The sequence below is a fragment of the Bogoriella caseilytica genome (assembly GCF_003752405.1).
Classification (GTDB): Bacteria; Actinomycetota; Actinomycetes; order Actinomycetales; family Actinomycetaceae; genus Allobogoriella; species Allobogoriella caseilytica.
The window spans coordinates 148,463-173,762 of record NZ_RKHK01000001.1 but is presented as its reverse complement, the minus strand read 5'-3'; the positions used below and the strand labels follow the sequence as shown (position 1 = coordinate 173,762).

Below are 25,300 nucleotides of genomic sequence, written 5' to 3'. Positions count from 1 at the left end.
TCAGGCGCCGATCTCATCGGGGTCTCCGCCGATGCGCAGGCCTTCTTCCAGCCCGTCAATCGCCGCCATGTCATCGCTGGAGAGTGCGAAGTCGAAGAGGTCGATGTTCTGCCGGGCGCGCTCGCGGTTGGCGGTCTTGGGGAAGACGATGAGGTCGTGCTGCAGGTGCCAGCGCAGCACGACCTGCGCCGGGGATTTGCCGTGCTGCTGGGCGACGCTGGTGATGGCGGACTCCTCGAGCAGGGCGTACTTGCCCTGGCCCAGCGGGCCCCACGATTCGACCGCGATACCGTGCTCGGCGCAGAAGCTGCGCATCTGGGGCCGGGAGTGCTTGGGATGCAGCTCGATCTGGTTGACCGCGGGCACGGTCTCGGTGGCGTCGAAGAGATCCTGCAGGTGGTGCGGCAGAAAGTTCGAGACGCCGATGGAGTCGGCCTGGCCGGCGGCCTTGATCTCCTCCAACGCTTCCCAGGTCTCCACGTACTTGCCCCGAGCGGGAACTGGCCAGTGGATCAGGTAGAGGTCGACCCGGTCGAGCCCGAGTCGCTCCAGGGAGGCGTCGATGGCATCGAAGGCGGACTGGCGCCCGTGATCGTCGTTCCAGAGCTTGGTAGTGATGAAGAGTTCCTCGCGTGGGATACCCGAGTTCACAATGGCGCGGCCCACGCCGGCCTCATTGCCGTAGAGGCGGGCGGTGTCGATGTGCCGGTAGCCGGCTTCCAGAGCGTCGGAGACGATGCGCTCAGCCTCGTCCGGCGCCACCTTGTACACCCCGAAGCCCAGCTGCGGGATGGTGTTGCCATCGTTCAAGGTGATCTGCGGGATGTTCATGAGCGCCATGCTGCCACGGTGGGGTGCTCAGAGGGGCGAGCAGTGGCTTTCTGCTTCGTCCGCCTCGGCGCGGTGGACGGCCAAGCAGACTTCGCGAGCGCGGAACTCCCACCACAGCGGTGAGTCCTCGTCCAGCGGGATCCTCAGGGTCAGTCCGTGCTCCGCGGAGAGCAGGTCGCTGCCGTCGTCCCACAGCCAGATCCCGGAGCCGGCCACTCCCGCGAGCGTGGCCCCGCCGGTGGGAGCTTGGATCTCCACGGGGAAGTACGAGTCGACCTCGATGATCGCCAGGCCCTCCGCACGGTCGAGCGAGGCACTGACGTTCAGCCGCTCCTGGGACTGCTCAAGCATGTCGGTGCCGACCTGTTCTGCCGCCCAGTCGTAACGGTCGCGCAATGGAGCGTCAGGAGCGGGGCCACCGCAGGCCAGCTCGGCTTCGCGTTCCGAGTGGCCCACCGGTGTCCACAGCCCCAAACCGGAGGGCACAGTGCTCTCCTCGTCGCTGTAGCGGAAGGAAGACCAGGACTCGACCTCGATGCAGACCGTGTCTAGCTCGGCCGACACCACCCCCACCGGTGTGGCTTCGCCCGGGCCCACCGAGAGCCAGTAGCTGCTCGGTGGTTCAGCGAAGACGACGTCGGGATCCTCGGCCATCCGGTCCAAGGGGCCCACCATGAGGCCGAGACCCGGGTCCCGCTCATCGGTGCGCGATCTCTCGTCCGGAACCACGATCGACTCCGGCGAGGTCACGACGACCTCCTGGGCCCCGTCTGGGGCAGGATGCAGCGCCACCTCCACATCCTCACGGAGAGTGACGGCTTCGGCGGTGATCCAGACCGTGCGCCCATCGGGGAGCGTCACATCTGCAGCCGGGTCGTCGGACTCGGTCCACTGGCGCAGGTCGAGATCCCCCTCGCCGATGTCAGGTCCCGGCTGACATGCGAGCAGCAGCGCGCCGGCCGCCACCGCGCTCGCCGTCCGCGTGACCGATCGGTGTGCTGTCCTGTGTGCTCTGCTGGCCATCGGCTCCCCCTCGTGCGTGTCTGCCACCTGAAAAACGTCTCCTGACAGGTGCCTGTTCCCCGACGCAGACGAGTCCGCCCGGGCTGCCGTGGCTGCTGCCTTGGCGTCCCGGGCGGACTCGCCTGCGGACAATCTGCGGACTGCGGGCACCTCTACGGAATAAAGGTGCAGGTCAGGCCGCTAGAAAGCCTCAGATGTCGTGCTTGATGACGCCACCTGACGGTGCTAAGACGCCTTGGCGGCGTCTGCGCCCGTCAGATGTCGTACTCGATGACGACATCCTTCGGTGCTTCGGGCCTGGCGGCCCTGCGCTCCTCAGATGTCGTACTCGATGACGCCATCTTGCGGTGCTTCGGGCCTGGCGGCCCTGCGCTCCTCAGATGTCGTAGTACATCTCGAACTCGTGGGGGTGCGGACGGAGCCGCAGCGGGTCGACCTCGTTCTCGCGCTTGTAGGAGATCCACGCCTCGATGATGTCCTCGGTGAAGACGTCACCCTTGGTGAGGAACTCGTGGTCGGCCTCGAGCGCGTCGAGCACGGCCGGCAGCGAGTCCGGAACCTGCTCGATGTTCGCGTGCTCCTCCGGCGGCAGCTCGTAGAGGTCCTTGTCCACGGGCTCCGGCGGCTCGATGCGGTTCTCGATGCCATCGAGACCAGCCATCAACATCGCCGAGAATGCCAGGTAGGGGTTGGACGACGGGTCCGGCACGCGGAACTCGATGCGCTTGGACTTGCGCGAGGTGCCGGTCACGGGCACGCGAATGCAGGCGGAGCGGTTGCGCTGCGAGTAGACCAGGTTGACCGGCGCCTCGTAACCCGGCACCAGGCGGTGGTAGGAGTTCGCCGTCGGGTTGGTGAAGGCGAGCAGCGAGGGAGCGTGCTTGAGCAGGCCGCCCACGTACCAGCGCGCGATGTCCGAGAGGCCGCCGTAGTTGTGCTCGTCGTAGAACAGCGGCTCGCCGTCCTTCCACAGCGACTGGTGGGAGTGCATCCCCGAACCGTTGTCACCGAAGAGGGGCTTCGGCATGAAGGTCGCCGACTTGCCGGCGTTCCAGGCGGTGTTCTTCACGACGTACTTGAACTTCATCAGGTCGTCGGCCGCGGCGCGCAGCGAGTTGAACTTGTAGTTGATCTCCTGCTGACCAGCGGTGCCCACCTCGTGGTGCGCACGCTCGACCTCGAGGCCCACGGAGATCAGCTTCGTGACGATCTCGTCGCGCAGGTCGGCGAGCTGGTCATTCGGGGAGGTGGGGAAGTAGCCACCCTTGAAGCGGGTCTTGTAGGCCTTGTTGCCGCCCTCTTCCTCGCGCCCGGTGTTCCAGGCACCCTCGACCGAGTCGAGGTACACGAAGGACTCGTGCGCCGAGGTGGCGAAGCGGGCGGAGTCGAAGAGGTAGAACTCGGCCTCGGCACCGAAGAAGGCGGTGTCGGCGATGCCGGTCGACTTCAGGTAGGCCTCGGCCTTGGCCGCGATGTTGCGCGGGTCGCGGTCGTAGGTCTCCCCGGTGAAAGGGTCCACGATCGAGAAGTTCACGATCAGGGTCTTCTGAACACGGTAGGGATCCACGTACGCGCTGGAGACGTCCGGCTCCAGCTTCATGTCCGACTCGTGGATCTCCTTGAACCCGCGGATGGAGGAACCGTCGAAGAGCAGTCCGTCCGTGAAGGCCGTCTCCTCGAACGCTTCTACGGGGATGCTGAAGTGCTGCATCACCCCGGGTAGGTCGCAGAAGCGAACGTCAACGAACTTGACGCCCTGCTCCTTGGTGAAGGCGATTGCCTCCTCGGCAGTTGAGAACATCCGTGGCTCCTTCTGGACATGACTGCATGGATGGTCGGATCGATGTCGACGGTAACCGTACGCCGTTTCTCTCATGTCACTTCAATGTGTCCACGGTGTTACGACGGCACTCCAGCGCCGTTTCACCCCACAGGACGTCCTGAGATGTGAGATAGGCGTCCCAGACTGGCATCCTCGGTGCGGGAGCACGCGCCGCTGCGTCGACGCTGCTGACCTACCATCGTGAGGTGTCTCCGAACGCCGCACATCCTGACGACGACGGTGCCCAGGCACCCCCTGGCCGACCATCCTCCACGCAGAGTTTCGACGACATGCCGGTGGCGAGTCTGCCGAAGCGCATCATCGCGCTCATGATCGATTGGAGCGCAGCCAGCGCCATCTCCTTCGGCTTCTTCAACTATCACGCATTGGCCACCCTGGCGATCTTCGCCGGGCTGACCGTCGTCTCGCTTGCCACGCTCAGCGCGACACCGGGCCACCTGCTGCTCGGACTGGCTGTGCGCCGTCCCGGACGTCGACCGGCCGGACCGGTAGCCGCGCTCGTGCGCACCGCGATGTTGTGCCTGGTGATTCCCGCGGTGGTCTGGTCGGGGGACGGCCGCGGACTGCACGACGTCGCGGCCCGGACCACGATCACCGAGATTCGCTGACCCCGCGATCGCCCGAGAAGGACCGCGGTCAGCCTCGGCTCAGCGGCCTCGGACGGCCTTGCGGTCGGGGCGGGCGCGTAGCGGGTCGATGCCCTTGGGCACGGGGAGCTTGTTCGATCCCAGCGCACGCATGCGCTTGGACACCTCAGCCACCTCGGCGGAGTTCAGCTTCTTGGGCAGCTTGCGCAGCGTCTTCTGCAGATCGATCAGCGGGACCTGCTTCTCCCCGGGCCCGTATTGAATGAAGTGCACCGGAACGTTGGGAGCGACGCGCGTGACTTTGCGCTTCTCGTCGGCCAGCATGCGGTTCACGCGCTGGGGCGGCCCTTCGGAGACGAGCACGATGCCCGGCTTGCCGATCATCCGGTAGACCATGTCGTACGTGCGCGGGTTGACCGCCGTCGGCTCCTGCTCGTAGTTCCAGCCGCGCTTGATCTGCCCGATGACGGCACCGACCGCGCCAGGCTTGCCGTCGATCTGGGAGAAGGCGGCCGTACGCGTCTTCCGCGTCAACACGATCATCACCGCGATGAAGGCGAGCAGGAAGCCGATGAAGCCGAGATAGATCGGGTGCCCGATGAGGAAGCCGACGCCCAGAGCCACCGCCATGATGCCGACGAAGATCCCGATGAGGATCCAGCCGATGCGCGGATAGACGCGCTTGGTCATCCGATAGGCATCGCGGATATTGTGATACCAGCGCTGCTTCTTCGGCTTGGCGGTGTTCTCGGTGCTCGTGGCCGCCGTGTCACCGTCGGCGGACTTCTTCTTCCTCAAGGCCATGATGCGCTCACTCTACCGGCCGCAGCGGTGGCGCGATGAGCCGGTGAGGTGGACCTCAGGCGCCGACGGTCGCGCCCAGGCGTGCCACGAGGCTGGAAGCCTCCTGGCGCGAGGAGGTCTCCTCAGTGAGGTGCTTCAGCGCCGCTGGGACCTCGCGGCCCTTCTTGACCATGGCCCGCGCCCACAGGCGGCCGGCGCGGTAGGAGGAGCGCACCATCGGCCCGGCCATGACGCCGAGGAACCCCATCTCCTCGGCGGCCTGGGACAGCTCCACGAACTCCTCGGGCTTGACCCAGCGCTCCACCGGGTGGTGGCGCACGGAGGGGCGCAGGTACTGGTTGATGGTGAGCAGGTCACAACGCGCGTCGTGCATCATCTGCATCGCCTCGAGGACCTCCTCGAAGGTCTCGCCCATGCCCAGCATGATGTTCGACTTGGTCACCAGCCCGGCCTCGGAGGCGCAGGTGATGACCTCCAGGGATCGGTCGTACCGGAAGCCGGGGCGGATCCGCCGGAAGACCTTCGGCACGGTCTCGAGGTTGTGCGCGAGGACCTCGGGGCGCGAGGAGAAGACCTCGGCGAGCTGATCCGGCTTAGCGTCGAAGTCCGGGATCAGTAGCTCCACACCGGTGCCGGGGTTCACGGCGTGAATCTGCCGGACCGTCTCGGCGTACAGCCAGGAGCCGCCGTCCTCGAGATCATCACGCGCCACACCGGTGACGGTGGAGTACTTCAGCTCCATCTGTTTGACTGAGTTCGCCACCTTCATCGGCTCGAGCCGATCCAGCGGGCTGGGCTTCCCGGTGGCGATCTGGCAGAAGTCGCAGCGCCGGGTGCACTCGGAGCCACCGATCAGGAAGGTGGCCTCGCGGTCTTCCCAGCACTCGTAGATGTTGGGACAGCCCGCCTCCTCGCACACCGTGTGCAGACCCTGACCGTGGACCATCTGCTTGAGCTCGCGGTACTCCGGGCCCATGACGGCTTTGGTCTTGATCCACTCCGGCTTGCGCTCGATGGGGGTCTCGGCATTTCGCGCCTCGACCCGGAGCATGCGGCGGCCTTCGGGCTTGAGTGTCACGACCTCCACCTTACGCGCCGGCGGGCTGCCGGGCGGGCTCGCGAATCAGCGGTGTGAGGGCCTTCACCAGCTCTTCTTCCACCACACCGGCCACGTCGAGCACACCGAGGTTCCGGCCACTCTCCACTGACAGTGAGGTGACGTCAGCGTCCTCAATGCCGCAGGGAATGATGGTGGTGAAGGCGCCCAGATCGGCATCACAGTTCAGCGCAATGCCATGCATGGTCACGCCCTTGGCCACCCGGACGCCGATCGCGCAGAGCTTGCGGTCACGGTCAATACCCGCCTCCGGATCGGCATGGACCCAGACGCCCGAGCGTCCGGTGACGCGCCCAGCGCCCACGCCGAAACGCGCCGCCACGGCGATGACGGCCTCCTCGAGGGAACGGACGTAGGCGACGACGTCGATCGGTGCGCGCAGCGTGATGATCGGGTAGACCACGAGCTGACCGGGGCCGTGCCACGTGATCCGCCCACCCCGGTCGACATCGACCACAGCGGCCCCGAGATCACCGCTGGGACGCTCCGCCTGCGAGGTGCGTTTGCCGGCGGTGTAGACGCTCTCGTGCTCCAGCATCAGCAGGGTGGAGTCGCGCCGCCCGGCCACGACATCAGCGTGGACGGCGCGCTGATGCTCCCAAGCGTGGTGGTAGTCGACCAGGCTCGATCCGAGGTCCATGCGCTCGATATCCACCACGAAATCGTATGCCCGTTCGCTCTCGGGCGTGGGCGACCTCTCCCGCCCAGTCCACAGCCTGTGGAAAGTGAGTGCCGTGTTCCGCGGACCTGTGGTGTGCTCACGGCATGGGGAAGCGCAAGGCGGGCAGGCGAGCAGACTCCGAGATCGCGGCGCGGCCGGCTGTGCCCGGCTACGAACTGGGCGCTCCGGTCGGCTTCGGCGCCTCCGGGGCGGTGTGGTCCGCTCGCGGAGCGGACGGCCGGCCCCTGGTGGTCTCGCTCGCCGGTATCGAGGACGGTCGCCCGGGTGAAGCCCGCCTGCGGCGCCTGGCGCGCCTGCGCAGCATCAGCCATCCGAACCTGCCGCAGATCGTGGAGGTCGTGCCCCTGTCCGCACCGAGTGGGCGCTGTGCCGTGGTGGCCGAGGAAGTGACCGGCCCGAGCCTGGCCACGGTGTGTGCGGCCCGCGCGCCACTCACCACTGCCGAGGCCGGAACGCTGCTCGACGGCGTGGGCTCGGCGCTGGGCCGGCTACACGAGCTCGGGGTGATCCACGGTGATGTCGCCCCCTCGAATGTAGTGATCGCTGAGGGTGGCAGGCCGGTCCTGGTCGATCTGGTCGGGGATGTGACTGCCGAGAAAGGGACGCCGGGCTACGTGGCCCCCGAGCGCCGCGCAGGTGGACCCGCCTCGGCGGCCGCAGACGTCTGGGCGCTCGCCACGCTCGTGGCGGGCGCCAGCGCCGACGATCTCGTGACCGACATCATGGCAGCCGGTCGGGCGGCGCTCCCCGAGGATCGCCCGTCGGCGAGGAAGCTGGTCGCAGCCGGGACCCGTCTGGGCAAGGTGCCGATCGAGATCCCGCATGAGGGGGCGCTCGCCGAGGCGCGTTTGCGGGCACCGGCGGCCACCACGCACCTGGCAGGCAACAGCCGGCCGCGCCGCCGTCACCGCCGCGGCCGGCGAAGAGCGGCGCTGCTCAGCGGCGCAGGAGTGCTCACTGTGGTGCTCGGCGCCGGAGCAGCCACGCTCGCGAGCGAAGTCGGTTCAACGGTATCCGAAGAGGCGCCTCAGGCGTCCGAGCCCCGCACGTCTGAGGAACCCGGGACCGCAGTGCTGCGCCCGGGCACCGACCTGGCCGCCGTGTTCCGAGACCTCATCGCCGAGCGTGACGCCGCTCTCTCCGCACTGGATGCCGCAGCTCTCACCTCGCTGACCGTGCCCGGAAGTGAGCCGGCGGCCGCGGATGCCGCACTGCTGGCCGAGCTCAGCGAGTCGGGGCTACAGCCCGAGGGCCTGCGCACCGACGTGATCGAGATCCGGGACCCGCAGCGGAGCAACGGCAGCGCACGGGCGGAGGTGGTCACCGCACAGCAGGACTACACGCTGGCCGGTGCGGGGCATCGACACACCGTCCCCGCCCAATCTGAACGCTGTGCCGTGCTCACCCTGGAACGCACTCCGGCGGACGGCATGGCCGGTGCAGCGGACGGCGGCGAGCAACTCACATGGCGGCTCGCCGCCGTCGGCTCCTGTGAGTGAGCGATCAGACGCGGATCTGCCGCAGGGAATCCGCCATGGTCGCGGCACCCACGGATGCTGCCGCCGGACCCAAGGCGGCAAAGCTGACCTCCATCGGTCGCCCGGAGACCGGGGGCTCCGCAGCGATCAACTGCTCGATCCCGGGTGTGAGGAGGTCGGCGGCCTCGGCGACCCCGCCGCCGACCACCACATCGACCACGTCGAGCACGGCGGCCACCACCAGGGCAGCCCGGGCAACTCCGGCGCCGGCTTCGTGGAAGACACGGACGGCGAGATCATCCCCGGCCCGGGCTCGTGTGGCGACCTCCTGGGCTCCCTGCGCCAGAGGCGCACCGCCCAGGGCCGCGTAGCGATGGGCGATGCCGCGCCCTGAGGCCAGGGTCTCCAGGTGACCCTTCTGGCCGCACGTGCAGGGCTCCTCGCCGAAGCCGGGCATGTGCCCGATCTCGCCGGCCGCGCCGCGGGGGCCGTGGTAGAGCTCCCCGTCCAACCACAGGGCGCCCCCGACTCCGGTTCCGAGCGCGATGCCAAGGGCGTCACGCGCGCCGCGCGCGGCCCCGAGGCGGACCTCGCCCACGAGGAAGGCGTTCACGTCGTTGTCCACCACGACCGGCACCTGCAGCCTCTCCTCGAAGGCGGCCCGCACGGGGAAGCCGATCCATCCGCTGAAGGAGCTCGAGGCGGCCACGATCACGCCGTCGTCGACGACGCCGGCGACACCTGCTCCCGCAGCGACCACCGTGCGCCGGTGAGTCCGCGCCAGATCCAGTCCGAGCTGTGCTGCGGTCTCCGCCATGGCCGCTCCGCCCCGGGGCGTGGGAGCGCGGTCATGTCCGAGGAGGGTGCCGTCGCTGTCCAGCAGCGACACCTTCGTGCCGATGCCCCCGATGTCGATGCCCAGCACGGCATCACCCGATGTGGTCAACGCCCACCGAGCCCGGCGGTGGCGATGCCCTTGACCAGGTGCTTCTGCAGGGCGATCACGATCAGGGTGGTCGGGATCATCGAGATCACCGTGGCGGCCATCTGCAGATCCCACCGGGTGCCGAACTGACCGGCGAAGGTTGCCAGGCCGATCGGCAGCGTGCCCAGCGACTCGTAGTCGGTGACCACGATCAACGGCCACAGGTAGCTGTTCCAGAAGCTGATGAAGGTGAAGACCGTCAACACTGCCAGGGCGGACTTGGACAATGGCAGCACGATGGTGACGAAGGTCCGGATGGGACCGGCACCGTCCACGCGGGCCGCTTCCTCCAGCTCGTAGGGAATGCCGCGGAAGAACTGCCGCATCAGGAAGGTCCCGAAAGCCGTGAAGGCGAAGGGAAGCACCAGGGACTGCGGGGTGTTCACCCATCCGAGCCACTGCATCAGCTGGTACATCGGGACGACCAGCACCTCCTGCGGCACCATGAGCGTGCCCAGGAACAGCACGAACACGAGATCCCGGCCGCGCCAGCGCAATCGGCCGAAGGCGTAGCCGGCGGTCGCTGAGACGAACAGGACCAGCGCCGTGCCGGCGATGGCGATCAGGAAGGAGTTCCGGATGTAAGTGAGGAACGGCCCGTAGTGGAAAACGTCCAGAAAGTTGTGCCAGCGCACCTCCGAAGCGATCAGGGTCGGTGGGATCGAGAAGATCTCATGGTTCGGCTTCAACGCGGAGAAGAAGGCCCAGACCAAGGGCGTGACGAAGACGCACGCCGCGAGGATGACCACGATGTGCGCGATCACTCCTCGCGCGCCCGGACGTTCGGAAGGCGCCGCACCGGCGGTGCGATCGGGCGCCGCGTGCTTGACGCCGGGCGCACTGGCCTCGAGTGACTTAGTGCTCATAGTGCACCCACCGTTTCTGGGCTCGGAACTGGAAGGCCGTCAGCGTGATGATCGCGGCGAAGAGGATCCACGCCGCAGCAGCGGCCACGCCCATACGCTGGAAGGTGAAGGCCTCGTTGTAGATGAACATCACCAACGGCATGGTGGAGTTTCCCGGACCTCCTCCGGTGAGGAGCTGCGGTTGGGCGAACACCTGCATGGCGGTGATCATCGTCATGACCGTGGCGAAGAAGATGGCCGGCGAGATCAAGGGCAGCACGATCCGGAAGAGCATCCGTGCTCCGTGGGCCCCGTCAACCCGGGCCGCTTCCAGCACCGACTCCGGGAGCTGTTCCAGAGCGGCGGAGAAGATGAGCATGTTGTAACCCATGCCCGCCCAGACTGACATGACGACCACCATGATCATGGCCCAGCCCGGTTCGGCGAGGAAGTTCGGGAGCTGGATCCCGAGCACCGAGGTGGATACGCCGTTGAGGAGTCCACGCGGCTGCAGGAGCATCTTCCACACCAGGACGTTGGCCACGATGGGGGTCACGACCGGGATGAAGAAGAGCACACGGAAGGCCGACCGCCCGCGGATCCGCGGCCCGAGCAGCAGCGCCAGGGACAGCGAGACCACCAGGTTGAGCGGAACGTACAACAGGGTGAAGACCGCGGTGTTCCGCAGAGCCGGGATGAAGTCCGGATTGTTGGTGAAGAGGTTGACGTAGTTGCTCAGCCCGATGAACTCCCGGTCACCGTAGGCCGGCCAGTCGTAGAAGCTCATGGCGATGGACAACGCCACCGGGAACACCGTGAAGAGGGCGAGGCCCGCCAGGGCCGGGCTGATGAAGCCCAGCGCCTGGCGGGATTCGATCCTTCGCAGTGCGTTCCCGCCGGACGAGCGTTTGCGCTGAGTCAGGGAGACCGCACTCACGTGTTACTCGCCGAACCGCTGCTGAACCTGGTCGAACAGCTCTTCGGTGGTCATCCGACCGGAGTAGACGGAGACGAGGTTGGGCTGGAGCGCCTCATTGACCTGAGTCCAGTCGTTGGTGGAGAGCTGACCCTCGAGGTCGGAGAAGGCCACCTCGAAGGCGTCCTGGACCTCGTCGCGGATGTCCTCATCCAGAGCCTCGAAGTACAAGGGCTGGGAGGAGCTGCGGGCCGGGTAGGAGCGACCGGAGGAGGCGATGTGGTCCTGAGCGCCCTCGCCCACGAGTGCACCGAGGAGCTGGAGTGCGGACTCGGGGTCTTCGCAGTCGGCGCTCACGCCGTAGCCCGAGCCCAGGACCAGACCGAGGCGCTCGCCGTCCTGGCGGGGCACCTCGACCATCCCGGCGCGGAAGCCTGCGTCGTTCCCGAGGTACTGCACGGCGTTCCACGTGCCGTCGACCGCGAGGGCCACGTTGCCGTTCTGGTACTCCTGCTCTCCCCAGCCGGTGTCCGAGGCCGAGGCGGGGACATCGGCATAGCCCTGGTCGACGAGGCCGAAGTACCACTCGGACGCTTCGACGAAGGCTGGGTCCGTGAGGTTCAGTTCCAGGTCCTCAGTCACCGGCTGGACGCCCGACCGGGCGATCGGGAGGGTCATCCACTGGAACTCGCCCATGCCGACGCCGAAACCGCGGTGGGCGTCGGTGGTGGCGCCGGCGATGGCGGACTCGAAGTCCTCGAAGCTCCACCCGGCCTCCGGCTCGGGCACACCGGCCTCATCGAGCATGTCCTTGTTGTAGTAGACGAGCATGGTGGCGACGTCATAGGGCAGGCCGTAGAGCACGCCCTCGTGGCTCATGATGTCCAGCGCGCCTTCGGTGAAGTCGTCCGGATCGATGCCCGCGGTGGCGAGCTCTTCCTCTCCCAGAGGGAGGAAGGCGTCGGCGTAGTCGCCCAGGCGCTGGCCGTTCATGCCGGTGACGCAGGCGACGTCCCCGGAGGACAAGCGGGAGGTCAGCTGGGTGAAGTAGTCACCCCAGGGCGCGGTGCGCATGTTGACCTCGAGGCCGGTTTCCTCCTCGGCGATAGCCACCTGCTCACGCAGGGCATCCACCTCGTCGTCACCGCCGGCCCACATGTGGAAGTCGACGGTCGTGCTGCTCGCGCCGTCGTTGCTGCCATCGTTGCCGTCGCCGGGGTCACCGCCGTCACCGTTGCCGTTGCCACAGGCGGTGAGGGCCAGCGCGGCGCCGGTGAGGGCCGCGAGGGCGGGAGCGTAGGTCATTCGCTTCATGGATCTTTCTCCTTCAGGGGGGGGTCAGTTCTCGCCAGCGAGCAGGAGCTCGATGACGGGGACCTCGACGTCGGGGCGCCGAGTGGGGAGGTGGAGGGTGACGGTGCCGGGTGGCTGGCCGCCGGGCGTGGTGTTCCAGGCTTGCTGTCCCGGGTCGATCTGACTGCGCTGGACCTCGGAGCCGTCGTGCAGGAAGCGGGCGTAGCGCACGCGATCAGCGAGGTCCGGCAGATGCAGGTGCCCGAAGGGCCAGGCGAGGAGGTGGAGGTAGAGACGGTCGCCGCGGCGGGTGAGCGCCGTGCCTGGAGGGCTCGGGAGGTCTGCTGGGCCTGCGCCGATGATCGAGCGTTGGTGCAGGTCCATCCATCGGCCAATAGCTTGCAGGGTGTGCTCGTCCTGCCCGGTCAGCGCGCCGCGGCCGTCCGGCCCGACGTTCAGCAGCATGTTCCCGTTCTTGGCCACGGTGTCCACGAGCATCCGCACGAGCAGGTCGGGGGTCTTGAAGTCAAAGTTGTCGCGGTCGTATCCCCAGGATCCATTGAGGGTCTGGCAGGCCTCCCAGACCACCTCACGACCCTCGTGGCGCATGGGCGCATCGGGCTGGTACTGCTCCGGTGTGACCAGGTCGCCCGGAATGCCGAGCCGGTCGTTGACCACGATGCCGGGCTGCAGTTCGCGGGTCATGGCCAGAAGCGCCTCGGCGTCCCAGTCCTGCGGGCCCTTGCCCGCCCAGCCGTCGCGCGGCTCGTCGTAGGTGAAATCGTAGAAGAGGTAGTCCAGTGGGCCGTATCCGGTGAGCACCTCGCGCACCTGGCCGTGGAGATAGGCGCGGTAGCGCTCCATGTCGCGGCGTTCGTTCTGTGCGCGGGCGTCCGGTGCATTCCGTAGGGGGTGGTGGTAGTCGATGGTGAAGTCGGGGTGGTGCCAGTCGATGAGCGAGAAGTACAAGCCCACCCGTAGACCCTCGGCACGCACGGCCTCGACGAACTCGCGCACGAGGTCACGCCCGGTGACCCGGACCGCGTTGTAGTCGGAGAGCTTGGTGTCCCACAGCGCAAATCCCTCGTGGTGCTTGGCGGTGAGGACGACGTACTTCATGCCGGCCTGCTTCGCTGATCGCGCGATGGCGGTGGCGTCGAAGCGATCCGGATCGAAGTACGCAGCGTTCTTCTCGTAGGTCTCGGCAGGCGTCTGTTCCCGGGTCATCACCCACTCGTGCCGGGCGAGGCCGCTGTACACCCCGAAGTGCACGAAGAGTCCGAAGCGATCGTGGGTGAACCACTCCGGAGGTTCTGGATGAGTCGGCACGTGTCTTCTCCTTGTCTGCCGCTGTGCAGATCACGAACGGAAGCGGGATCACTTCGTTCGACATTGAACTAACTTAGTGCGATCATGTAGCTTGCTGTGAGCGTCACCATAGGTGCTCGATCGCTGAGATGGAAGAGCTGTCTCACAGATTGTTCGGGTGGGCGTGCTGCCGTGCGGCAAGCGGGTCGCTTACGCTGGTCGTACCAAGATCATTCGATGATGAAGGAAGTGCGTATGTCGGGGGAACGAATGGTCGAGCTCATCTCGACTGGAGCGGCGACGTCTCGAGCAGATCTCGCCCGGGCGCTCGGTCTCTCCCCGTCCACGGTCTCCCAGCGAGTCCGCGAGCTGCTGGACGAGGACGTCATCTACGAGCACAGCGTCGGTGTGTCCCGTGGGGGCCGGCGGCCGCGCGAACTCCGCCTGCGTGACGGCGGAGGATACGTCGGGGTCGCCGAGATGGGTAGCCACCACGCGCGGATCGGGATCATCGGACTGAACGGGGAACGGCACGTCATCGAAGAGGTCGAGAGTGACGTCGCCCGCGGCCCCGTCCCGGCCTTGGACGACGTCGTCCAGGCCATGAGGCGACTCGCCGAGCCCGTGCCGGGTTCGCTGCGCGCGGTGGCCGTGGCGCTCGCGGCGCCCGTCGACTCCGTGAACCGCACCGTCGTGCAGGCTTCCCGCCTGGCCTCATGGAACGCCTTCCCGGTGGGTGAGCACCTCGAGGACCTGCTCGGCGTCCCCGCCGTGGTGGAGAACGACGCCAACGCCATGGCGCTCGGTGAGCACTTCGAACGACCCGATCGCCATGACTCCGTGACCGTCAAGGCCGGCACCGCCATCGGTGCCGGCGTCATCGTGGGCGGCCGGATCTACCGGGGAGCCACCGGCAGCGCCGGCGACATCACCCATACCCGGATAGCCGGAGCAGGGGACCGGCCCTGTTCCTGCGGCAACTTCGGCTGCCTCGAGACCGTGGCCTCCGGCGCTGGCATCGTCCAGCTGCTCGCGGAACGAGGAATCGAGGTGCCCACCACCGGAGCGCTGGTGTCTGTGGCCGGGCAGGGCGACCCCGAAGCCATGACCCTCGTTCGAGCAGCCGGTGGCCACCTCGGTGAGGTGCTCAGCACGGTGGTCAACTTCCTCAACCCAGGTGCCGTCTACCTCGGCGGCGCGCTCTCCGGCCTGGAGCCGTTTGTTGCCGCCGTGCGCAGCCGGCTCTACGAGGGATGTCACCCCCTGGTCACCCGGAACCTGGTCATCGAACCCACACGGACCGCCGCCGACGCCGGAGTGATCGGCGCCGGCCGTCTTGCCCTGACCGCCGCCTTTGCCGGTGAGCACCACGGAAGGAAGCCATGAGCATGCACCCCCGAGTCGCCATCGTCGGCATCGCCATCGAGTCCTCCACCTTCACGCCGCACCGCGCCGACCTGGTGGACTTCGTCATCCGCCGTGACGGGCAACTGCTCGACTACTACCCCTTCCTCCGAGAAGGGCACCCGCTGCGTGCCGCCGCCGAGTGGTCCCCTCTGATGCAGGCCCGTGCCATCCCCGGCGGTGCGGTCCGTGCCGCGGCCTACCAAGCCATGGAAGAGGAGATCCTCACGTTGCTGCGCCAGGGCGGGCCATGGGACGGCATCTTCCTCGACATCCACGGCGCCATGTCTGTCGAGGGTGCGACCGACGCGGAAGGCGCCCTGGCCTCCCGGGTGCGCACATGCGTTGGCCCTGAACCGGTGATCTCGGCCTCCACGGACCTGCACGGCAATGTCACCCGGGACCTCCTCGAGGCCGTCGATCTGATCACCTGCTACCGGATGGCGCCGCACGAGGACGAAATGGAGTCGCGCGAACGCAGTGTGCGAAACCTGCTCGACCGCGTGGCCTCGGGTACGCGGCCTGTCAAGGCGTGGGTGCCGGTGCCGGTGCTGCTTCCCGGGGAGAAGACCTCCACCCGGATCGAACCGGCGAAAGGGCTCTACGCGAAGGTCGCCGAGGTTGCAGCGCAGGAGGGCGTGCTCGATGCGGCCGTCTGGGTGGGCTACGCCTGGGCGGACGAGCCGCGCTGCCGCGCTGCGGTGGTGGTGACCGGCGACGATTCGCAGGTGGTGGCCGCCGAGGCGGAGGGCCTGGCCCACACCTTCTGGCAGGCTCGTGACCGGTTCTCGTTCGTCGCGCCCGCCGGCACTCTCCAGGAGTGCCTCAGCCAGGCGAAGCAGAGTGCGGCGCGCCCCTTCCTGATCTCGGACTCAGGCGACAATCCCACCGCCGGCGGTGCCGGTGACGTCACCTGGACGCTGGCGCGTCTGCTGGAGGACCCGGCGATCCGTTCCGGTGAGCTACACGCCGTCTATGCCTCGATCCCGGACCCCGCCGGGGCCCTGGCCGCCGCCGCGGCGGGCACCGGTGCGAGCGTCTCCATCGAGGTCGGCGCCCGCGTGGATGATCGCCACCAGCCTCCGGTGCTGCTGGAGGGGACGGTCGAGCACGTCTCCATCACCGATCCCGTGGCCGGAACGGTGGCCCTGATCGCGGTCGATGGTCTACGGGTGATCGTCACCGAACGACGGAAGCCCTACCACCGGCGGCAGGACTTCGCGCACGCCGGAGTCGACCCGGCCCTGGCCGACATCGTGGTGGTCAAGATCGGCTACCTGGAGCCCTACCTCTACGAGATCGCCGCCGATTGGCGACTGGCGCTCACCCCCGGCGGTGTTGACCAGGACCTGCTCCGTCTCGGGCATCACCGCATCGACCGCCCCATGTACCCCTTCGACGCCGACATGGACGCACCAGAGCTCACCGCCGTGATGGTGCCGCCACGTCACTGACCTGCTCGGACCGTCACGCCAGAGGTGGTGGGCCGGGACGGCGCTAGCCAGATGATGTCTGCCGGTCCAGCGCAGCTCTGGCCGCCTCCACCAGCGGGGTGCTGGTGACCAGGATCTGGTCCTCGCCGCCGCCTGGGCCCGCCGGACCTGCCGTGGTCGCCACGCTGGCGCTCAGGTGGATGGCGCTGACTCCCGTGTGCCGGAATGAGGAGATGTGCTCGGCCCGGACGCCACCACCGACGACGATCTCCAACTCGCCGTCTGCGGCGCCGGCGAGCTCGGTGATCACGCCGATGCCGTCAATCGCCCGCGGTGCGCCCCCCGAGGTGAGCACCCCGTCGACCCCGAGCTCCCGGAGTGTGCTCGCCAACCCAGCGGGCGTGACCGCCCCCGAGTCCAGCAGCACATCCACGCACCGGTGCACGATGACCGTGCGGCCGGCTGCGGCCTCGACCATGGCCGCCACAGCCGGACGATCGAGACCATCATCGGTCAGGGCGCCGATGATCACGCCGGAGGCACCGGCCTCGCAGGCCACCGCGATGTCGTGCACCGCGGCGGAGACCTCTGACCCGGTGTACTGGTAGCCGCCGCCGCGGGGCCGGATGAGCACCCGGAACTCCACTCCCGACTGATGCGCCTCCTCCATCACGCCTCGGCTGGGCGTCAGGCCACCCAGCGTCAAGGCCTGGCACAGCTCAATGCGATCCGCGCCGCCGTCGAGGGCGGTGCGGATGCCCGCCACGTCGTGGACGGCGATCTCCAGTTTCATGACGGCTCCAGTTCGTGATCGATTGACTGCGGCAGGACGTGCGGGAAGGGCCGTGGTAGGAACGATGTCCTGCCACGGCCCTTCCTTCCTCAGGCCCACACTCGCCTGCGCTGTCGTCAGAGACCGAGCTCCGAGGCGAAGGCGCCTTCTTCCAGGCGGGCCTTGACCGTCTGCAGGAAACGGCCGGCGTCGGCGCCATCGACCAAGCGGTGGTCGTAGGTCAGCGACAGGTACATCAGATGACGGATACCGATCGTGTCGTTGCCGTCGGCGTCGGTCACCACGGCCGGGCGCTTCTCGATCGTGCCGGTGCCCAGAATCGCCACCTGCGGCTGGTTGATGATCGGGGTGTCGAACAGCGCCCCGACGGAACCGATGTTGGTGATCGTGAAGGTGCCACCGGAGAGCTCGTCCGGCTTGATCTTGTTCGTACGCGTGCGCTCGGCGACGTCGGCGATCTTCTGCGCGAGACCGGCGAGATTGAGGCTGCCCGCGTCGTCGATCACCGGGACCATCAGGCCCTTCTCGGTGTCCACGGCGAAGGAGAGGTGCTCCTTCTCGTGGTAGGTGATCTGCTGGCTCTCCTCGTTGTACTCGGCGTTCAGCTTCGGGTGCTGCTTGAGTGCCTCGGTCACAGCCTTGGCGAGGAAGGGCAGGTAGGTGAGCTTGGCGCCGTTCTGCTTGGCGAAACCATCCTTGGCCTTGGCGCGCAGCTGCACGATGCGCGTCATGTCCACCTCTTGCACCTGGGTGAGCTGAGCGGAGACCTCGAGGGACTCCTTCATCCGGCGGGCAATGACCTGGCGGATGCGCGGAGCCTTCTCCTGCGTGCCACGCAGCGGCGAAGGCTCGACTGCCTTCGCGGGCTCGGCGGGAGCGCTGGGGGCCGAAGCCTTCGGAGCGGACTTCGCCTCCTCGGCCGCCTGAGCAGCCGCCTCCACGTCCTGCTTGCGGATACGACCACCGACGCCGGTGCCCTCCAGAGTGGAGAGATCCACGCCCTTGCTGTGTGCCAGCTTGCGCACCAGCGGAGTCACGTAGCTCGCCGAAGCAGCGGCGGTCCTGCCGCCGGACTCCTCGGCGCGTGCCGGCGTCTCACCGGATTCGGCCTTCTCCGCCTTGTCGGTGGCGGGAGCGGTCGTACCCGGCTGGACTGCCGGAGCGTCGTCCTCAGGTTCCGGCTCGGGCTCGGGCTTCTTCTCCGGCGCGGGCTTCTCGTCCTTTGCGGGCTGGGCCTCCTCGGCCGGCTTCTCGGGCGAGCTCGCCGATGCGGCATTGCCGGAGCCGATGATGGCCAGCTCGGCACCCACCTCGACGGTCTCGTCCTCCTCGGCCAGGAGCTTGACCACGGTGCCCGCCACGGGGGAGGGGACCTCGGTGTCGACCTTGTCGGTGGAGACTTCGAGCAGCGGCTCGTCGACCTCCACGGTGTCCCCTTCGGCCTTGAGCCAGCGGGTGATCGTTCCCTCGGTCACCGATTCACCGAGCGCCGGCATGGTGACGGCCTCGCCCGAGGCGTCCTCGGAGCCACTGCCGTCGCCGGTGGACTCGGCGTCGCCACTGGCGCTGGCGGCCTCAGTCTCCTGGTCGTTCTCTCCGCCGTCGACGGCGGCTTCGGGCTCGGCTTCCTCGGCAGCGGGCTCCTCGGGCTCGGCCTCGGCAGAACCGGACTCTTCACCGGAGCCGGACTCGCCGCCGCCCGAGCCATCGCCCACGACAGCCAGCTCGGCGCCGACCTCGACGGTTTCGTCCTCGTCGACGAGAATCTTCTCCAGGGTGCCCGCCACGGGGGAGGGGACCTCGGTGTCGACCTTGTCGGTAGAGACCTCGAGCAAGGGCTCGTCGACCTCAATGGTGTCCCCGACGGACTTCAGCCACCGGGTCACGGTGCCCTCGGTGACTGATTCGCCCAGGGCGGGCATCTTCACGGACTCAGACATGTCCTGAATTCTCCTATCGGGTCAGCTGTGGGCGTGCAGCGGCTTGCCGGCGAGAGCCAGCGCTGCCTCGCCGAGAGCTTCGTTTTGCGTGGGGTGGGCGTGGATGAGGGAGGCGACATCCTCGGGGTAGGCCTCCCAGTTGACGATGAGCTGGCCCTCACCGATGAGTTCGCCGAGGCGATCGCCGAGCATGTGGACACCCACGATCGGGCCGTCCTTCTGCCGCACCAGCTTGATGAAGCCCTGCGTCTGCAGGATCTGGCTCTTGCCGTTACCGCCGAGGTTGTACTCCAAGGACTCCACGGCGTCGTCGCCGAACTCCTCCTTGGCCTCCTTCTCGGTGAGGCCCACCGAGGCGACGTTCGGCTCGGCGTAGGTGACACGGGGGATGCCGCTCTCCACGATCGGAGCGGGCTCCAGCCCGGCGATCTCCTCCGCGACGAAGATGCCCTGCTGGAAGCCGCGGTGGGCGAGCTGCAGCCCAGGCACGATGTCGCCCACGGCGTACACGCCGTCCACGGAGCTGCGCAGGCGCTCATCGGTGATCACGAAGCCGCGCTCCATGGTCACGCCCAGGTCCTCGTAGCCGAGGTTCGAGGTCGCAGGCCCGCGGCCCACGGCCACGAGCAGCAGATCGGCTTCGTAGGTCTTGCCGTCCTCGGTGGAGACCGTGACGCTGTCCTCTCCCTGTTCCACGCCGGCGAAGCGGGTGTTGGTCTTGAAGGCGATCTTGCGCTTGCGGAACGCGCGCTCCAGGGCCTTGGAGAGCGAGATGTCCTCGTTGGGCACCAGGTTCGGCAGGCCTTCGAGGATGGTGACCTCGGTGCCGAAGGAGGCCCACACGGAGGCGAACTCGACCCCGATCACGCCACCGCCGAGCACGATGGCCTTCTCCGGGACGAAGTCCAGCTCGAGGGCCTGCTCGGAGGTGAGCACGCGGCCGCCGATCTCCAGGCCGGGGAGGGTCTTGGAGTACGAGCCTGAGGCGAGAATCACGTTCTTGCCCTGGTAGTGCTTGCCGTCGACCTCAACGGTGTCCTTGGCCACGAGCTTGCCCCAGCCGTGGATGACCTCAATCTTGCGGGAGGAGACAAGGCCCTGCAGGCCCTTGTAGAGCCGGGAGACCACGCCGTCCTTGAAGGCGGAGACGGCGGACATGTCGATGCCCTCGAAGGAGCCTTTCACGCCGAAGCCCTCGGAATGGCGGATCGTGTCGGCCACCTCGCCCGAGTGCAGCAGGGCCTTGGTGGGGATGCAGCCGCGGTGCAGACAGGTTCCCCCCACTTTGTCGCCCTCGATCAAGGCAACGGACTTGCCGAGTTCGGCGGCGCGCAGTGCCGCTGCATACCCGCCACTGCCTGCGCCAAGGATGACGATGTCGTACACCTGCTGATCAGCCACGTAGCTCTCCTCGCATGCGTGCCGGCGGCTGGTTCCGCCAGCTCGAGTCGTTGGGACCATTGTTCCACCCGGAAGCGCCTCTCGGCACACCGGCCCGGTGCGCGGGACTCCCCTGAGAGGGCCGATGCGTCGTAGCGTGGCTCCTATGGGTCTGTTCTCGCGCCGCTCCAAGGGCCGTTCGCGCTCGACCACCGCCATGGATCCCGCTCCGCGTAGTGGCGCGTCGCGCAAGGAGACCGTGGAGCACCTGCGCGGTTTCGTCACATCGCGCGTGGGGGTGGAGGCCTACATCGAGCCGCCCACGGCCAACGACCCGGTCACGGTGGTGCTGATCGCGACCACCGGGGAGTGGACCCGCCGGAAGGTCCCCGACGAGAAGACCGGTTTCGCCGTCGCTCAGGAACTGGGCATTCCCGCCTATGACGTGCTCCGCACCGGCTACCCGGCCCGGATGCGGAAGTGGAACTCGCGGCAGCGTCAGCGCTAGAGGCACCGAGCACAGCACTGCCCCTGCCTGTGCGGCAGGGGCAGTGCACACGAAGGCGGGCTCTCAGGCCGTCTTGACCGAGGCCGCAGCCAGGAGACCGACGAGCGTACGCAGGCCCATGCCGGTGCCTCCCTTGACGGTGTAGCCCTCGGGGCTGCCCTCGTGGAAGGCCGGTCCGGCCACGTCCAGGTGCGCCCAGGGGGTGGAGCCGACGAACTCCTGGAGGAAGAGCCCAGCGGTGAGCATGCCTCCCTCGCGGTTGGCGGAGATGTTCGCGAGATCGGCCACGGGGGAATCCAGGCCCGAGCGCATCTCCGCCGGCAGAGGCATGGGCCAGAACTGCTCGCCCACCCGCTCGGCAGCCGCCACCACATCGGAGCGCAGGCCCTCGTCGCCCATGACTCCGCCGACCTTGGAACCCAGGGCCACGACCTGTGCCCCGGTCAGGGTGGCGATGTCCAGCACGGCGTCCGGGGACTCCTCCACCGCAGCCACCAGGGCATCGGCCATGACCAGGCGGCCCTCGGCGTCGGTGTTGAGCACCTCCACGGTCTTGCCACCGCGGATCGTGATCACGTCCGAGGGGCGCTGCGCGGTGCCCGAGGGCATGTTCTCCGCGAGTGCGAGCCAGCCGGTGACCTTGATCGGGAGCCCTTGCTTGGCCACGGCGAGCACGGCGTGCAGCACCGTAGCCGCGCCGGCCATGTCGAGCTTCATGGTCTCCATGCCCTTGCCGGGCTTGAGCGAGAGGCCACCGGAGTCGAAGGTGATGCCCTTGCCCACCAGTGCGTAGTGCTTCTTCGCCCGGGCCGGCGAGTAGCTGATCTTGACCAGGCGCGGCGGGCGAGAGGAGCCCTGACCCACACCGAGCAGGCCGCCGTAGCCGCCCGCGGCCAGAGCCTTCTCATCGAGGACGTTGACCGAGACCTTGGTGCCCTTCGCGGCGGCCTTGGCGGCGTCGGCGAAGGTTTCGGGGTAGAGGTCGCGCGGCGGGGCGTTGACCAGGTCGCGGGCTCCGGCGACCGCCTCGGCCACGATGACGGCAGCCTCGAAGGCCTCCTTGGTCTCCTTCTGGCGGGCTCCGGCCACCGCCAGAGTGAGCTCACGCACCGGCTCGGTGCTCTCCGAGCGGTAGGTGCGGTAGGCGTAGGCGCCCATGAGCGCCCCTTCGCTGATCGCGGCGACAGCGACCGGGTCGGCCGCGGGCAGCGCGAGCACGGCGGAGACGGTGCCAGCGAGCGCGCGGGCGGCGGAACCCGCAGCGCGGCGCAGGGACTCGGTCTCCGGCGCTTCGGCGTCGTCGAGGGTGCCGATGCCGGTGAGCACCAGCACCGTGGCGGAGATCCCTTCGCCGGCGGGCACCTTGAGCACCTCGCCCACCGAGCCCGTGGCACCCAGTGCGCTCAGTGAGGCGGCAATGCCCTTGAGTGCCTTCGGCGGGACCTCCGGTGCGATGAGCTGCGGCTCCGTCGTCTTGCCCGTGGACTTCGCCACGGCAACGACCAGGGCGTCGGCATCGACGGTGGCGGGATTCTTGGTAGTCAGCGCGATGTTCGTCACGGGAGCGACCCTATCGGAGTGCGCGCCCCGGCACCGGTTGGCTGGGGAGGCAGCGGTAGCCTCTATCTGTGTTCGTCTCTGTCCTCCTCGCTTCAGCAGTGCTGGCTGCGCTGGGGCTGTGGGGTGCGTGGCGTGCGCTGCGTGGCCAGCCGGTGGTCTTTGTCCAGCTCATCGGTGCCGCGGTGGCGGAGCTGGCCCTCGTCGTGCAGGCGGTCGTCGCTCTGGCATCGGCGCTGACTGGCGGCGGACCGGCCGACCCGTGGACCTTCTGGGGTTACATCGTCACCTCGCTGGTGCTGCTGCCGGTGGCGGCCGTGTGGGCCATGGCCGACCGGACGAGGTCGTCCTCGGTGGCGCTCCTGGTCATGTGCCTGGCCCTGCTCGCCATGCAGTTGCGTATCTATCAGCTCTGGGAGGTCGTGGCATGACAGAACCGGCGCCGGCGGTCACTGTGCACACCCGCCCAGCCGAGGACACCCGCCGTCCTGCGTATGGCCTTGGCCGGGTACTCATCCTCATCTACGGGATCTTCGCTCTCGCGGCGACCGCTCGCGGCCTGGTGCAGATCCTGACCCGGCTCGAGGACGCGCCGGTGGCCTACGTGCTGTCCCTGTTCGCCGGCCTGGTCTACATCCTCGCCACCGTCGCGCTGGGGCACAACGGTCGCCGGATGCGCCGCTTGGGATGGATCGCGGTCACCGTGGAACTGCTTGGTGTCGCGATCATCGGCGCCCTCTCGGTGACCGTGACCGAGATCTTCCCTGACGACACGGTCTGGAGTCAGTTCGGCTCCGGCTACGGATATGTGCCCGCCGTGCTGCCCCTGCTGGGGATCATCTGGCTGTGGCACTCCAGCCCGGGGCGCATCGCTTCGCGCGGAGAGAGGGCTGACCGATGACCTGGGGATACCACCTGCTGTTCCGCACGGTGTTCGTCCGGATGGACCCGGAATGGATCCACGAGCGGGCGCTCGGCGCGATCCGCACCGCCGAACGAGTGCCCCTGGTCTCGCACCTGACGCGCGCGATCTTCCGCAAGCCGAAGCCTGTCGCGATCCGTGGCCTGCACCGCCCCGTGCCCGGTCGCCTCGGTCTGGCTGCGGGCATGGACAAGAACGCCTCCGTGATTGCGGGCATGGATATGCTCGGCTTCGGGTTCGTGGAGGTCGGCACCATCACCGCCCACCCCCAGCCCGGCAACGAGCCGCCACGGCTCTGGCGCGAGCTGGACCTCACGGGCCTGCGCAACCGGATGGGATTCAACAACGCCGGCGCCGTTGCCGCCGGTGCCGCGCTCCGTGCACTGCGCGGCAGCCGCCGTGGTCGCTCGATCGTGGTGGGCGCGAACCTCGGGAAGTCCAAGATCACCCCGCTGGCCGAGGCCGCCGAGGACTACGCCCGCTCCGCTCGTGAAGTCGCCCCGTGGGCGGACTACCTGGTGGTCAACGTGTCTTCACCGAACACCCCCGGGCTGAGGGACCTGCAGGCTGTCGAGCACCTGAAGCCGATCCTGACCGCCGTCCAGCAGGCTGCGGACGACGCAGCTCGACGGGATGTGCCGCTCTTCGTGAAGGTGGCCCCCGATCTCTCGGACGAGGACCTCGACGCCGTCGCACAGCTGGTGCTCGAACTCGGCCTGACCGGCATGGTGGCGGTGAACACCACGATCGATCACGATCTCGGGCCCGGGGGACTCTCCGGTGCACCACTGCACGATCGCGCGCTGCGGGTGGTGGCGCGCCTGCGCTCCGCCCTCGGGCCAGAACCGGTGATCATCGGCGCAGGCGGCCTCACCACCGAGGCGCAGGCCCGCGCGATGCTGTTCGCCGGTGCCGATCTGCTTCAGGCCTACAGCGCCTTCATCTATGAAGGCCCGGCGTGGCCCAGCGCTATCAACCGCGCACTGGGCTGACCCGGGTACACCTAGGCGGGGAACTCGCCGCGCTTGACCTGCGGATCCGGCTGACGCATGCGGCGGAGGTAGAAGCTGCGGAAGAAGGCGTACAGACCGGTCCACCGCGGGATCTCATCCTCAGAGAAGCGCTGGCGGAGCTTCCGCTTGACGCGCCAGACCATGAACAGCGAGTCCGCGAGCGAGAGCACCAGCACGCCGTAGGTGCCGAGGATCATGTAGTTCGCGATCTGCGGGAAGGCCGCCACGATCATCATCGCCACGATCATCAGCAGCGCCACCGGCATGAAGAACTCGGCGATTGACCAGCGGGCGTCCACGTAGTCCCGCACCCATCGGCGGGGCTTGCCCTTGTCGCGCAGTGGCAGGTAGCGCTCGTTCCCTGACCGCATGGCCTCGCGCTGCTTCAGGTACGCCTCCTGGCGCTTCTGACGGGCGATGCGCTTGGCCTCCTTGCGGTCGTTGACCACCAGAGGTCGCTTATTCAACGCCTCAGCCTGCCTGCGCTTCGGGGTGGGACGCCCCTTCTTGCCAGGGCTCGTCGTCGAGCCCCCTTCGGCGGCGGGGACGTCATCGGCCGGGGCCTGCGCAGGGGAGTTCTTTCGACGAATCACCCGCCCAGGGTAGTCCGTGGGCGGGGTGGGGAGGGCGCAGCCCGA

Annotated in this window: 24 protein-coding genes; 8 read left to right on the top strand and 16 right to left on the bottom strand. The window is 68.1% G+C overall.

Annotation, left to right across the window (positions count from 1 at the left end; all coding sequences use genetic code 11):
- The 3 genes from EDD31_RS00775 to glnA all read right to left on the bottom strand — a co-directional run bounded on the left by EDD31_RS00775 (position 1) and on the right by glnA (position 3,655).
- On the bottom strand, positions 1 to 831 hold the full coding sequence (locus EDD31_RS00775) for an aldo/keto reductase (RefSeq protein WP_123304922.1): 831 nt from the start codon (positions 829 to 831) through the stop codon (positions 1 to 3).
- A 27-nt stretch (positions 832 to 858) separates the two neighbouring features.
- Positions 859 to 1,881, bottom strand: coding sequence for a hypothetical protein (locus EDD31_RS00770; protein WP_148058827.1), 1,023 nt, complete (start codon positions 1,879 to 1,881; stop codon positions 859 to 861).
- 349 nt (positions 1,882 to 2,230) lie between these two features.
- Entirely contained in the window at positions 2,231 to 3,655 is a 1,425-nt protein-coding gene (gene glnA, locus EDD31_RS00765) for a type I glutamate--ammonia ligase (protein WP_123302484.1), read from the bottom strand.
- Between the two features lie 227 nt (positions 3,656 to 3,882).
- On the opposite strand from glnA, the gene EDD31_RS00760 reads away from it, so the two are divergent.
- The gene (locus EDD31_RS00760; protein WP_148058826.1) at positions 3,883 to 4,305 is read left to right on the top strand and encodes an RDD family protein; all 423 of its coding nucleotides are present in this window, start codon (positions 3,883 to 3,885) and stop codon (positions 4,303 to 4,305) included.
- 39 nt (positions 4,306 to 4,344) lie between these two features.
- On the opposite strand, the gene EDD31_RS00755 is transcribed toward EDD31_RS00760, so the two are convergent.
- Genes EDD31_RS00755 through lipB form a run of 3 tightly spaced genes read right to left on the bottom strand, consistent with a single transcriptional unit; the run spans position 4,345 to position 6,920 of the window.
- Positions 4,345 to 5,088: a DUF4191 domain-containing protein gene (locus EDD31_RS00755; RefSeq protein ID WP_123302482.1), complete on the bottom strand. Its 744-nt coding sequence runs from the start codon at positions 5,086 to 5,088 to the stop codon at positions 4,345 to 4,347.
- Between the two features lie 55 nt (positions 5,089 to 5,143).
- A complete protein-coding gene (gene lipA / locus EDD31_RS00750) occupies positions 5,144 to 6,166 on the bottom strand; it encodes a lipoyl synthase (protein WP_123304920.1) in 1,023 nt (340 codons plus the stop codon).
- 10 nt (positions 6,167 to 6,176) lie between these two features.
- Complete coding sequence (gene lipB / locus EDD31_RS00745) at positions 6,177 to 6,920, bottom strand: lipoyl(octanoyl) transferase LipB (protein ID WP_281270455.1); 744 nt, start codon at positions 6,918 to 6,920, stop codon at positions 6,177 to 6,179.
- 50 nt (positions 6,921 to 6,970) lie between these two features.
- On the opposite strand from lipB, the gene EDD31_RS00740 reads away from it, so the two are divergent.
- Positions 6,971 to 8,386, top strand: a complete 1,416-nt coding sequence (locus tag EDD31_RS00740) for a protein kinase domain-containing protein (RefSeq protein ID WP_123302480.1) — start codon at positions 6,971 to 6,973, stop codon at positions 8,384 to 8,386.
- Positions 8,387 to 8,390: 4 nt separating this feature from the next.
- Here EDD31_RS00740 and EDD31_RS00735 read toward each other — a convergent pair whose 3' ends face one another.
- Genes EDD31_RS00735 through EDD31_RS00715 form a run of 5 tightly spaced genes read right to left on the bottom strand, consistent with a single transcriptional unit; the run spans position 8,391 to position 13,733 of the window.
- Positions 8,391 to 9,311 carry an ROK family protein gene (locus EDD31_RS00735; protein ID WP_123302479.1) on the bottom strand — a complete coding sequence of 307 codons (921 nt, stop codon included), beginning with the start codon at positions 9,309 to 9,311 and terminating at the stop codon, positions 8,391 to 8,393.
- Positions 9,308 to 10,216: a carbohydrate ABC transporter permease gene (locus EDD31_RS00730; protein WP_123302478.1), complete on the bottom strand. Its 909-nt coding sequence runs from the start codon at positions 10,214 to 10,216 to the stop codon at positions 9,308 to 9,310. Before EDD31_RS00730 ends, EDD31_RS00735 begins: the two co-directional genes overlap by 4 nt.
- On the bottom strand, positions 10,206 to 11,132 hold the full coding sequence (locus tag EDD31_RS00725) for a carbohydrate ABC transporter permease (protein ID WP_123302477.1): 927 nt from the start codon (positions 11,130 to 11,132) through the stop codon (positions 10,206 to 10,208). Before EDD31_RS00725 ends, EDD31_RS00730 begins: the two co-directional genes overlap by 11 nt.
- A gap of 3 nt (positions 11,133 to 11,135) precedes the next feature.
- Positions 11,136 to 12,425 (bottom strand): ABC transporter substrate-binding protein, encoded by a 1,290-nt coding sequence (locus tag EDD31_RS00720; RefSeq protein WP_245990707.1) that lies wholly within the window; start codon positions 12,423 to 12,425, stop codon positions 11,136 to 11,138.
- A gap of 24 nt (positions 12,426 to 12,449) precedes the next feature.
- On the bottom strand, positions 12,450 to 13,733 hold the full coding sequence (locus EDD31_RS00715; RefSeq protein ID WP_123302475.1) for an alpha-L-fucosidase: 1,284 nt from the start codon (positions 13,731 to 13,733) through the stop codon (positions 12,450 to 12,452).
- A gap of 234 nt (positions 13,734 to 13,967) precedes the next feature.
- Between EDD31_RS00715 and EDD31_RS00710 the strand changes: the two genes are divergently transcribed.
- Both EDD31_RS00710 and EDD31_RS00705 read left to right on the top strand, forming a co-directional pair.
- Positions 13,968 to 15,098 (top strand): ROK family transcriptional regulator, encoded by a 1,131-nt coding sequence (locus EDD31_RS00710; RefSeq protein WP_245990703.1) that lies wholly within the window; start codon positions 13,968 to 13,970, stop codon positions 15,096 to 15,098.
- Positions 15,095 to 16,570, top strand: coding sequence for a M81 family metallopeptidase (locus tag EDD31_RS00705; protein ID WP_123302473.1), 1,476 nt, complete (start codon positions 15,095 to 15,097; stop codon positions 16,568 to 16,570). Before EDD31_RS00710 ends, EDD31_RS00705 begins: the two co-directional genes overlap by 4 nt.
- A gap of 43 nt (positions 16,571 to 16,613) precedes the next feature.
- Here the strand turns inward: EDD31_RS00705 and EDD31_RS00700 are convergent, their stop codons facing one another.
- The 3 genes from EDD31_RS00700 to lpdA form a co-directional block, all read right to left on the bottom strand.
- On the bottom strand, positions 16,614 to 17,342 hold the full coding sequence (locus EDD31_RS00700; RefSeq protein ID WP_123302472.1) for a copper homeostasis protein CutC: 729 nt from the start codon (positions 17,340 to 17,342) through the stop codon (positions 16,614 to 16,616).
- Positions 17,343 to 17,458: 116 nt separating this feature from the next.
- Complete coding sequence (gene sucB / locus EDD31_RS00695; RefSeq protein WP_123302471.1) at positions 17,459 to 19,282, bottom strand: 2-oxoglutarate dehydrogenase, E2 component, dihydrolipoamide succinyltransferase; 1,824 nt, start codon at positions 19,280 to 19,282, stop codon at positions 17,459 to 17,461.
- Positions 19,283 to 19,303: 21 nt separating this feature from the next.
- Entirely contained in the window at positions 19,304 to 20,683 is a 1,380-nt protein-coding gene (gene lpdA, locus EDD31_RS00690; RefSeq protein WP_245990702.1) for a dihydrolipoyl dehydrogenase, read from the bottom strand.
- A 145-nt stretch (positions 20,684 to 20,828) separates the two neighbouring features.
- On the opposite strand from lpdA, the gene EDD31_RS00685 reads away from it, so the two are divergent.
- Positions 20,829 to 21,170, top strand: coding sequence for an oxidoreductase (locus EDD31_RS00685; RefSeq protein WP_123302469.1), 342 nt, complete (start codon positions 20,829 to 20,831; stop codon positions 21,168 to 21,170).
- A 63-nt stretch (positions 21,171 to 21,233) separates the two neighbouring features.
- On the opposite strand, the gene EDD31_RS00680 is transcribed toward EDD31_RS00685, so the two are convergent.
- Positions 21,234 to 22,730 (bottom strand): leucyl aminopeptidase, encoded by a 1,497-nt coding sequence (locus tag EDD31_RS00680; protein ID WP_123302468.1) that lies wholly within the window; start codon positions 22,728 to 22,730, stop codon positions 21,234 to 21,236.
- Positions 22,731 to 22,798: 68 nt separating this feature from the next.
- Here EDD31_RS00680 and EDD31_RS00675 point away from each other — a divergent pair, with 68 nt between their 5' ends.
- From EDD31_RS00675 to EDD31_RS00665, 3 genes are read left to right on the top strand one after another with little or no spacing between them, the layout of a single operon-like run.
- On the top strand, positions 22,799 to 23,158 hold the full coding sequence (locus tag EDD31_RS00675; RefSeq protein ID WP_123302467.1) for a hypothetical protein: 360 nt from the start codon (positions 22,799 to 22,801) through the stop codon (positions 23,156 to 23,158).
- Positions 23,155 to 23,628 (top strand): hypothetical protein, encoded by a 474-nt coding sequence (locus EDD31_RS00670; protein ID WP_211336016.1) that lies wholly within the window; start codon positions 23,155 to 23,157, stop codon positions 23,626 to 23,628. The genes EDD31_RS00675 and EDD31_RS00670 overlap by 4 nt, the downstream gene beginning before the upstream one ends.
- Positions 23,625 to 24,641: a quinone-dependent dihydroorotate dehydrogenase gene (locus EDD31_RS00665; RefSeq protein ID WP_123302466.1), complete on the top strand. Its 1,017-nt coding sequence runs from the start codon at positions 23,625 to 23,627 to the stop codon at positions 24,639 to 24,641. Before EDD31_RS00670 ends, EDD31_RS00665 begins: the two co-directional genes overlap by 4 nt.
- An 11-nt stretch (positions 24,642 to 24,652) precedes the next feature.
- Here the strand turns inward: EDD31_RS00665 and EDD31_RS00660 are convergent, their stop codons facing one another.
- Positions 24,653 to 25,255: a DUF3043 domain-containing protein gene (locus tag EDD31_RS00660; protein ID WP_170163136.1), complete on the bottom strand. Its 603-nt coding sequence runs from the start codon at positions 25,253 to 25,255 to the stop codon at positions 24,653 to 24,655.
- Positions 25,256 to 25,300 lie beyond the last annotated feature (45 nt).

What these genes read in the sequence shown, in the direction of transcription:
- EDD31_RS00775 (WP_123304922.1), bottom strand. Translation starts at nt 831, where the DNA reads ATGAACATCCCGCAGATCACCTTGAACGATGGCAACACCATCCCGCAG.
- glnA (WP_123302484.1), bottom strand. Translation starts at nt 3,655, where the DNA reads ATGTTCTCAACTGCCGAGGAGGCAATCGCCTTCACCAAGGAGCAGGGC.
- EDD31_RS00755 (WP_123302482.1), bottom strand. Translation starts at nt 5,088, where the DNA reads ATGGCCTTGAGGAAGAAGAAGTCCGCCGACGGTGACACGGCGGCCACG.
- EDD31_RS00740 (WP_123302480.1), top strand. Translation starts at nt 6,971, where the DNA reads ATGGGGAAGCGCAAGGCGGGCAGGCGAGCAGACTCCGAGATCGCGGCG.
- EDD31_RS00730 (WP_123302478.1), bottom strand. Translation starts at nt 10,216, where the DNA reads ATGAGCACTAAGTCACTCGAGGCCAGTGCGCCCGGCGTCAAGCACGCG.
- EDD31_RS00720 (WP_245990707.1), bottom strand. Translation starts at nt 12,425, where the DNA reads ATGAAGCGAATGACCTACGCTCCCGCCCTCGCGGCCCTCACCGGCGCC.
- EDD31_RS00710 (WP_245990703.1), top strand. Translation starts at nt 13,968, where the DNA reads ATGTCGGGGGAACGAATGGTCGAGCTCATCTCGACTGGAGCGGCGACG.
- EDD31_RS00705 (WP_123302473.1), top strand. Translation starts at nt 15,095, where the DNA reads ATGAGCATGCACCCCCGAGTCGCCATCGTCGGCATCGCCATCGAGTCC.
- EDD31_RS00700 (WP_123302472.1), bottom strand. Translation starts at nt 17,342, where the DNA reads ATGAAACTGGAGATCGCCGTCCACGACGTGGCGGGCATCCGCACCGCC.
- sucB (WP_123302471.1), bottom strand. Translation starts at nt 19,282, where the DNA reads ATGTCTGAGTCCGTGAAGATGCCCGCCCTGGGCGAATCAGTCACCGAG.
- EDD31_RS00685 (WP_123302469.1), top strand. Translation starts at nt 20,829, where the DNA reads ATGGGTCTGTTCTCGCGCCGCTCCAAGGGCCGTTCGCGCTCGACCACC.
- EDD31_RS00670 (WP_211336016.1), top strand. Translation starts at nt 23,155, where the DNA reads ATGACAGAACCGGCGCCGGCGGTCACTGTGCACACCCGCCCAGCCGAG.
- EDD31_RS00665 (WP_123302466.1), top strand. Translation starts at nt 23,625, where the DNA reads ATGACCTGGGGATACCACCTGCTGTTCCGCACGGTGTTCGTCCGGATG.